Below are 8,343 nucleotides of genomic sequence, written 5' to 3' on the forward strand. Positions count from 1 at the left end.
CAGACCGGTTCGGCGGCGGCGGCGCGAGCGCCAAGAGTGGCGGCGTCGTGTATGCGGGCGGCGGCACGCGATTTCAAAAGACCGCCGGCTACGACGACTCGCCCGAAGCGATGTACGAATATCTGTGCAAGGAAGTCGGCGATGCAGTTGACCGCGCGACGCTGCGCGATTTCTGCGATCGCAGCGTCGAGATGATCGAATGGCTCGAGGCGCATGGCGTCGAGTTCGATTCCACCGTGCCGCCGTGCAAGACCTCGTACCCGGCCGACGGCTACTACCTTTATTTCTCCGGCAACGAAACCGTTAAGGAGTATGCGGGCAAACATGCGCCCGCCCCGCGCGGCCATCGCGTCAAAGGCGCGGGCCTGTCAGGCGCGATGCTATTCCGGGCATTGCGCAAGAGCGTGCACGCCGCCGGCGCCCGCGTGATGACCCAATCCTCGGTGCGGCGCCTGGTCCTCGACAACAAAAGTGGCGCTGTCCTCGGCGCAGAGATCTGGCAATTCGAAAAAGACAGCCGCGCTGCTAAGCGCCATCGACGACTAAGCCGCTGGGCCGAGCGAATGTACTACCCCGCCCCGGGAATCTCGGACATGCTGCGCCGCCGCGCGCTCGGAGTAGAACTCGCTGAAGCTCGGCGGTTGATGGTCCGCGCGCGCGCAGGAGTCGTGCTTAGCACCGGCGGCTTCATCTTCAACCGCGAAATGGTAGCGCGCCACGCCCCGAAGTACTTGCGCAACTTCCGCCTCGGCACATCAGGATGCGACGGCAGCGGTATCCGTCTCGGCCAATCGGTCGGTGGAGAATCCGCGCGGCTGGAGCGCGTGTCTGCGTGGCGCTTCATCAATCCTCCGCTCGCGTGGGCCCGCGGCATGATTGTCGATGCCAGCGGCGCGCGCTTCTGCAACGAGGAAGTTTACGGCGCGAAGCTCGGCTACGAAATGTGCGAGAGTCACGGCGGCAAGGCGTGGCTGGTGATTGATTCGACGATCCGCCGCGACGCCGTCAAGGAAGCGCTATCCGGCAAGCTGTGGGGATTTCAGAGCGTGCCCGCGCTCGTCCTCACTTATGCCGGCGCGAAGCGTGCCAACTCGATCGAGGATCTCGCGCATCGCATCGGCGCCGACGCTACCGCGATGCGTCAAAGCTGGGACACCTACAACCGAGCCGCGCACAGCGGCGACGATCCGATGGGCAAGTCGCGCGACTTGCTGCACCCACTCGAAGCGCCGCCGCTATACGCACTCGACATCTCGATCGACAAGCGCGTATTTCCCTGCGCCGCACTCACGCTCGGCGGCCTGCTGGTTGACGAGACCGATGGGGCAGTAAGAACCGCGGGCGGCGGCACGGTGTCCGGCCTCTACGCCGCTGGCCGGACAGCGGTCGGGATCGCATCGAATCATTACGTCAGCGGGCTCGCGCTCGCGGATTGCATCTGGTCGGGAAGGCGCGCCGGCCGCTCCGCCGCGTCGATAATACGAAGCGCACAGAAAGTTAAAGCGATGGTCTAGAGTCCGCGACAGAAAGCAAAAGCATGGGACGCGTTAATGGAAAAGTTGTAATCGTCACAGGCGGCGCCAGCGGTATCGGCAAGCAGGATGCGCTCTTGCTCGCCGGCGAGGGCGCTCGCGTTGTAGTCACCGACCTCGATGAGGATGGCGGCCGCTCACTCGCGCGAGAGATCGGCGACGCTGCGATGTTCGTGCGCCACGACATCTCGAGCGAGGACAACTGGAAGGCCGTGATGGCTGCGACGCACGAGCGATTTGGCCGGCTCGACGGGCTCGTCAACAATGCCGGCGTCCTCGTCATGGGATCGATCGAAGACGCGACGCTCGAGCAATGGCAGAGGCTCCACCGTGTCAACGCCGACGGCTATTTTCTCGGCTGCAAGTACGGCGTCGCCGCGATGAAGTCGAGCGGCGGCGGCTCGATCGTCAACATGTCGTCGGTCGCGGCGGAAGGCCTGCCGTTCGCGGTGTCGTACAGCGGCTCGAAGGGCTCGGTGGCGGCGCTCACCCACAGCGTCGCCGTACACTGCAGGAGCTGCGGCTACCGGATTCGCTGCAATTCGATCCATCCCGACGGCGTGCTGACGCCTATGACGTTGCCGCTGCTGGGCAATCCCAATCCAGCACGCGTCGGCTACGACGCCGATCCGGCGTCGCGCTTCTGCGATCCCAAAGACGTGGCGAACCTGGTGCTGTTTCTGATTTCCGACGAGTCGCGCTTCATCAGCGGTGCGCAGCTGCGGATCACCAACGCGCATTGAGACTTATGTCTTACCACTCGCTGCGCGTCCTCGAGGTGATCGACGAAACCGCAGACGCGAAGTCCATCGTTTTCGAAATTCCGGCGGAGTGCGCGGATGCGTTCCGCTATCGGCCGGGCCAGTTCCTAACTCTGCGTATCGCACATGACGGGCGGCATCTGCTGCGATGCTATTCGCTCGCGAGCTGCCCACTGGTCGATGAGCCGCCGCGCGTCACGGTCAAGCGCGTCGCGCAAGGCCGCGCGTCCAACTGGCTATGCGATCGAATCCAGGCGGGCGACGCGATCGAAGTTAAGCCGCCAGCCGGCCACTTTACGCCGCACTCGCTCGACGACGACTTTCTGTTCTTCGCTGGCGGCAGCGGTATCACGCCGATCTTCTCGATCATTAAGTCCGCGCTGATCGCGGGCCGCGGCCGCCTTCACCTTATATATGCGAACCGCGACGAGGATTCGGTGATTTATCGCGACCAACTGGACGCGCTGCAAAATCAGCATCCGGCTCGGCTCCAGGTGATTCACTTGCTTGACACGGTTCACGGTTTGCCGACGATCGCGCGGCTCGCGGAACTCTCGCAACTCTGGATCCCCGCGGACTGTTACGTATGCGGTCCCGAGGCGTTCATGGACTGTGCGCTCGAAGCGTTGCGCGGGCTCAATGCCGCGCCGTCGCGAATTCATGTCGAGCGTTTCGTCTCGCTGCCCGACGAGGAAGACGCGGCGCCCATCGTGGAGCAGGGTGCCACTGGAAAAATTCAGCTCGAAGTCGAGCTCGACGGGGTGCATCACGAGCTGAGCTGCTCGCGCGGCGAACCGATCCTCGAGGCGATGCTGCGCGCCGGATTGAAGGCGCCGCATTCATGTCAGAGCGGCGCGTGCGGCTCTTGCATGTGCACGCTCGAAGCGGGCGAGGTCCATCTGCGCCACAACCAGGTGTTGGACAAGAACGACCTGAAGCAAAGATGGATACTGGCGTGCCAGGCGATAGCCGACAGCACAATTGTCCGGGTGCGGTTTCCAGACTGAAGCGACAAGGCTTAACCGACAGCCTAAAAAGGCTCCGCACTATTGTCTGCCTCGCTCAGACTTACTTAAGACAAATCTACATCCATTAGCATCTAATAGCCTAATATTCGCTGCTAGAATTATCGTTACTCTTAGAAACGTTTCTTATTATGTCTAATCTCTCATTTTAATGTTAAAACCTCTGGTCAATGACGTATAAAAATGCTACATTTTGACATACAGGAGGGCTGCTATGGCAGAGATTAGCACCTTTCAGAGCACCAGTGGTTCCTCGAGGCCATCCAGACGCGAGATGTGGCGTCTATTCTGCGAGGAGAAATCGCTACGAGAGGACCACCAAATCACCGATCACGAGATGGCATTGCTCGCACGCACCGCGCTCCTCGGAGAATTCCACTCCGTGCAGGACCTGCTTTTTGTGCTCAACGCCATCCGTGGCGAGGCTTCCTCTGATACTCCGGCGCCCCGCTCAGCGAGTAGACGGGACAATCGCATCTAGTGGGCCAAGGGCTAGCCGTTGCGGAGGAAGTCCAGGCAGGTGCGATTGAACAGCTCGCGGTGCTCGACCATCACCCAGTGACCGCATCGATTCAGCATCACGAAGCGCGCCTGTTGGCATCGCTCGAGGATCTTCATCGCGCCGCCGACGGGATTGAAACGATCGTTGATCCCCCAGAAGCCCAGCACTGGGCAGCGGATTTCACCGAGCCGTTCGGCCAGGTTGGGCACGCGCATCGTCGATAGCACTGTGCGAGGTTGCGTCGCGCATACGCCAACGCGTTCGGCGAGCAGCTCCGCCGTGATGTGCGAAGGGTCGTGCAGTTGCAGAGTCAGCAAACGGCGCATCGACTCGGTGTCCATCGGGCCCGCCGAGAAGACTTCGATCATTTTCCGAATGCCTTCCATCTGCAGATAGGCGGGAAGCTCTTCGAGTCCACCGGGCGCCATCAGAATCAGCCTGCTAACAATGTTCGGATGATCGAGTGTGTACTTGAGTGCGATCGCGCCGCCCAACGAGTTGCCGAGCAGCGTGCATCGCTCTAGGCCCAGCTTGCTGACCAGCCCATGCGCGGCTTCGACGAAGAAATCCAGCACGTAGTTGGTGTCCGGCTTTGAGGACAGACCAAAGCCGGGCAGATCCGGCACGATCGCGCGATAGCCACTCGCCGCGAATACAGGATAGTTACCCTTGAAGTTGCTATAGCCGCTTGCGCCGGGCCCGCTGCCGTGAAGGAACACGATCGGCTCGCCGCTTCCGGCTTCGTGATAGTGGATCGACAGCCCGCCGTCTGTCACGGCGTACTTGCCTTCGGGAATTGGAGTGGCGCCAGCGGTCATCGAATCCTCGGCGCGAATCGTCGCGACCCGGCGGCGGTCATGCAACGTCCGATCAGACTAGCTACCGCTCAAGCCGAGGCTCGCGATGGCTCTTCCAGATAATTGCCGGCCTTGAATGCGATCAGAGCGTCGCGCTCGTCGAAAAATACTCCCGCCGGATTGCCACCGTCCTTGACCATCTCGATCTGCTTGCGAAAAAAATGCCGCAACATAGCTATGCCGCGATCCGACGAGGCCAGGTGTTCCTCCGAATGGAAGGTGATCGGTCCCTGTCCCACCTGCGCTTCCCAATCGCCGGGCGCACGCTGGCGCTCTTCGTCGGTCATGTCCTGCCATCGCCGGTTCGAACTCCGAAAACCTTTCGGTGGGTAGTACAGAGGTCCGGATTCCGACGCGCGGCCCGCGGTAAAGATTCGGTAGTGCGTGTCATCGATGGGAGGTCCAGCCAATGGATTCGACTGGGCGATTGAACTCGGGCGCCCACGGATTCGGAACCACCCGCAGCGTCGGCATGGCCACTTCGGTGACGCGGCGGAAAACTTTCCCGTCAATGAGTCTGACCTGTGTGCTGGTGATGCCAAGGGCGGAGTGCTCGAAGGAGACTTCGGGCATCACCGCCATCTCCGGAACAAATTGGATTCCGCTGAACGCCGAATGAAGGATCGCGACGTGATAGGGGTCCATCACGTTCTCCCAATGCTGAAACCAGTTGCATGGAGCGATCACGTCGCCGCCCGATCCCAGACTCCTGCCGTCAGCCTCGATCCATTCGCCGGGCTGAAGAACTTCGAGCGCCTCGTATCGCGCTAAAATCGGTTTGCGATTCGTCGGCCCCATGTAAGCGAAGACCAGTCCGTAACGTTCCTGGACCGGGTACCACGGCTGCCGATAGTAATCGCGCTTGTCGCCACCGTTAGGCTCGCACGGCTGATCGAGGCACTTGCCATCGATGCCGAACAAACCATCCGTGATAGCAACATCGGATGCCGCGGTCTTCGATCTTGCCGTTGTACAAGGTGGTGCCGCGATGACAGCATCGTGGATAGACGAGGCCGAACTCGCCGCGCGGTGTTTTGAACAGGATCAAATCCTCACCGAGCACGCGCACTGACACTGGTACATCCTTGACCTCATTGACTACCGCTATTGGATGCCAGTAGCGTCGCAGCAACTCACCGCCGCGCGTGCCTTTGCCGACAGCGACCAGATCAAGGTCTGCTTCCGGCGTTGCCAGGTCGTATGCGGAACCTGAGTGATCTTCCGACGTTGCGCGACTCATGTAGGTTTTCTCCCCAACTCTGGTTTGGCCTTGACTCCATCAGACGAACCTGACGCTGACCGCGCCCAACGGTCCGAACCGCGCCGTGATTAAATCGCCGGCAGCCACGTCAATTGCGCGGCACAACGCGCCCGGCATGACGATACTGCCGGCGGCCACGGTTTGTCCAAACTCCGCGAGCTTGTTGGCGAGCCATGCGACCGGTTCCGCCGGATGCCCCAGCACGGCGGCGCCGACGCCTTGCTCGACTTGGGTTCCGTTCTTTTCGAGCGTCATCGTAACGCTCGCGAGGTAGTAGGCCGTCGGTGATGTTTTCTCCTTGCCGAGCACGACTCGAGCCGACGAGGCGTTGTCGGCGATCGTATCCGCAAGCGTGATGTTCCAATCGCGAATGCGCGTATCGATTATCTCGATGGCTGGCGTCACATAGCCAGTCGCCGCGATCACATCGTCGCGCCTGATGCCCGGGCCGCGAAGTTCGCGCGACAGGACGAATGCGATCTCCGGCTCGACGCGCGGCAGCAAAAGCGAACTGCGCTCGCACTTATCGTCGCTCGCCAGGATCATGTCGTCGAACAGATGGCCAAAGTCGGGTTCGGTGACGCCCAGCATTTTCTGCATCGCGAGACTTGTCAGACCCACCTTGCGGCCGACGACCCGGCGTCCCGCGGCGACGCTGCGCTCGACGTTGATCATCTGTATTCGATACGCGTCGACGGCAGAGAGGTTTGCCTCCGCCGCCGGCGGAGCGATTCCTCTGCGGGTCTGCGCCGCGCTCATCAGGCGATCGGCAATTTCCTTGAGGCGTCCGTCATCCATCTCGTTGGCCCCTTCGCGAAGGTGACGAAGAACCAGTTGATGCTCGCAACAATAAGCGTTATTGCGTCAGTCGAAACCGGCAAGCGAGTTCACGCCAAGGGAGTATCACGATGGAACTGGTCGAGAAAGCCAAACTGCTGGCGCCGCAATTTACTGAGGCCGCAACCGGAGACGACCAGCTAAGGAGGCTCAGCGACTCCACGTGGAACCACCTGCTCGACGTCGGCTTCCTGCGATGCTTGCAGCCCGCGCGATGGGGCGGCGGCGAAGTCAATATGGTCGAGTACATCGACGCGACGATCGAGATCTCGCGCGCGTCACCGTCGGCCGGATGGGTCGCGGGTGTCATAGGCGTCCACCCGTGGCAACTCGCACTGTTCAGCGAGAGGGCTCAGCGCGAGATGTGGGGCGAGGATCCTGCGACGATGCATTCGTCGTCTTTCAATCCTACCGGCAAAGCCGAGAAGGTCGCAGGCGGCTATAAGGTCTCTGGACGATGGTCGTTCTCGTCGGGCTGCGATCACTGCAAAGGAGTGAACCTTGGCGCTGTCGCCGGCGTCGAGGATATCGGCGGCGCAAAGGTACCCGACTTCCGATCATTCCTTCTAATGCGTGAGCAGTATCGCATCGACGATAACTGGCACGTTGCGGGCCTTAAAGGCACTGGTAGCAAAGACATCGTGGTCGAAGATACCTTCGTTCCTGACTATCGAACCCAGTCTCACCTCGACTACGCGATGAACCGTCCGCTACCGGGGCAGGGACTCAACGACGGGCCTTTGTACCGCTTGCCCTGGTCGGTCGTGTTCAACATGGCGCTCGCCGCGTCGGTTTTGGGCTCGGCCCGCGGCTTCGTCGATACATGGATCGATCTGACAAAAGACCGCAAGCTTGGGTTCGGCCTCAAAGCCGCGGACGACTCGCTCAGTCAGCGCCGTCTCGCGGAAGCTATCTGGGCGATCGATGTGACGATCGCAAAGATGCGCGCCGACGCGACCGAGCTGTGGCAGATGGCCGAGGCACGCGAGGCTGCCTCGATGAGCCAGCGCGCCCAAATCCGCTGGAACATGAATCGCGGTTGCGAGATTGTCGCTGAGACTATCGGCGATCTCTTCCGTGCCGCGACGGGCCGCGCGATCTTCCTCGATCATCCACTGCAGCGCCGCTTTCAGGACGTGCAGGGTGCCATGGCGCACGCGTACCTGGTTCCCGACCCGCTTGCTCGAGCAGTGGGCGGAGTCCTGCTCGGCACGACCAAGCCGGAGGTGGTGCTATGATCCAATCTTTCAGCTACATACGATTCACTTCGCCAAACTCGGACGGGTGGCTGTAGTTCGGACCAACTATCTTTGGAACAGAGCTAGCGCCGCGCGGACAAGATGGCGCGCCAGACACCTTCCGCCTCGCTTGCCGGGCACTTCGATGGGCGGATCGTTAGCCTGCCGGAAATATACGTCGCTTTGGTTATACTAGTGGCCTGTAACGGTGACATTGGTATCGGATTCTTGTATCATGAGGCATGCTTGCAGGAGAGTTTTGCTTGACGCCGAGTGAGCGCAGGGAGCTGCGGGATAGGCTGCGCTCGCGCACGCTGCCGGCCGAGGATG

The 8,343-nt window shown here is 61.3% G+C and carries 9 protein-coding genes; 4 read left to right on the plus strand and 5 right to left on the minus strand.

Translation table 11 applies throughout. The annotated features are described in order from the left end of the window. The 3 genes from VJX68_RS15760 to VJX68_RS15770 all read left to right on the plus strand — a co-directional run. The coding region (locus VJX68_RS15760) for an FAD-binding protein (protein ID WP_324096671.1) at positions 1-1,514 on the plus strand (1,514 nt) is incomplete at its 5' end. A gap of 23 nt (positions 1,515-1,537) precedes the next feature. Further along, on the plus strand, positions 1,538-2,275 hold the full coding sequence (locus VJX68_RS15765; RefSeq protein WP_324096672.1) for an SDR family oxidoreductase: 738 nt from the start codon (positions 1,538-1,540) through the stop codon (positions 2,273-2,275). A 5-nt stretch (positions 2,276-2,280) separates the two neighbouring features. Further along, the gene (locus VJX68_RS15770) at positions 2,281-3,300 is read left to right on the plus strand and encodes a ferredoxin--NADP reductase (protein WP_324096673.1); all 1,020 of its coding nucleotides are present in this window, start codon (positions 2,281-2,283) and stop codon (positions 3,298-3,300) included. A 510-nt stretch (positions 3,301-3,810) separates the two neighbouring features. On the opposite strand, the gene VJX68_RS15775 is transcribed toward VJX68_RS15770, so the two are convergent. From VJX68_RS15775 to VJX68_RS15795, 5 genes are all read right to left on the minus strand, one after another. Beyond that, the gene (locus VJX68_RS15775; protein WP_349255927.1) at positions 3,811-4,638 is read right to left on the minus strand and encodes an alpha/beta fold hydrolase; all 828 of its coding nucleotides are present in this window, start codon (positions 4,636-4,638) and stop codon (positions 3,811-3,813) included. A gap of 68 nt (positions 4,639-4,706) precedes the next feature. Next, the gene (locus tag VJX68_RS15780; protein WP_324096675.1) at positions 4,707-5,087 is read right to left on the minus strand and encodes an SRPBCC family protein; all 381 of its coding nucleotides are present in this window, start codon (positions 5,085-5,087) and stop codon (positions 4,707-4,709) included. Beyond that, complete coding sequence (locus VJX68_RS15785; protein ID WP_324096676.1) at positions 5,065-5,598, minus strand: aromatic ring-hydroxylating oxygenase subunit alpha; 534 nt, start codon at positions 5,596-5,598, stop codon at positions 5,065-5,067. Before VJX68_RS15785 ends, VJX68_RS15780 begins: the two co-directional genes overlap by 23 nt. Then, positions 5,552-5,917: a Rieske 2Fe-2S domain-containing protein gene (locus VJX68_RS15790; protein ID WP_324096677.1), complete on the minus strand. Its 366-nt coding sequence runs from the start codon at positions 5,915-5,917 to the stop codon at positions 5,552-5,554. The genes VJX68_RS15785 and VJX68_RS15790 overlap by 47 nt, the downstream gene beginning before the upstream one ends. Before the next feature lie 39 nt (positions 5,918-5,956). Then, complete coding sequence (locus VJX68_RS15795; RefSeq protein ID WP_324096678.1) at positions 5,957-6,736, minus strand: 2-keto-4-pentenoate hydratase; 780 nt, start codon at positions 6,734-6,736, stop codon at positions 5,957-5,959. Positions 6,737-6,846: 110 nt separating this feature from the next. On the opposite strand from VJX68_RS15795, the gene VJX68_RS15800 reads away from it, so the two are divergent. Next, entirely contained in the window at positions 6,847-8,013 is a 1,167-nt protein-coding gene (locus VJX68_RS15800) for an acyl-CoA dehydrogenase family protein (protein WP_324096679.1), read from the plus strand. The last annotated feature ends 330 nt before the right edge of the window (positions 8,014-8,343 follow it).

Source organism: Binatus sp. (SeqCode), from assembly GCF_035272065.1.
Classification (GTDB): Bacteria; Desulfobacterota; Binatia; order Binatales; family Binataceae; genus Binatus.

What these genes read in the sequence shown, in the direction of transcription:
- VJX68_RS15765 (WP_324096672.1), top strand. Translation starts at nt 1,538, where the DNA reads ATGGGACGCGTTAATGGAAAAGTTGTAATCGTCACAGGCGGCGCCAGC.
- VJX68_RS15775 (WP_349255927.1), bottom strand. Translation starts at nt 4,638, where the DNA reads ATGACCGCTGGCGCCACTCCAATTCCCGAAGGCAAGTACGCCGTGACA.
- VJX68_RS15795 (WP_324096678.1), bottom strand. Translation starts at nt 6,736, where the DNA reads ATGGATGACGGACGCCTCAAGGAAATTGCCGATCGCCTGATGAGCGCG.
- VJX68_RS15800 (WP_324096679.1), top strand. Translation starts at nt 6,847, where the DNA reads ATGGAACTGGTCGAGAAAGCCAAACTGCTGGCGCCGCAATTTACTGAG.
- VJX68_RS15770 (WP_324096673.1), top strand. Translation starts at nt 2,281, where the DNA reads ATGTCTTACCACTCGCTGCGCGTCCTCGAGGTGATCGACGAAACCGCA.
- VJX68_RS15790 (WP_324096677.1), bottom strand. Translation starts at nt 5,917, where the DNA reads ATGAGTCGCGCAACGTCGGAAGATCACTCAGGTTCCGCATACGACCTG.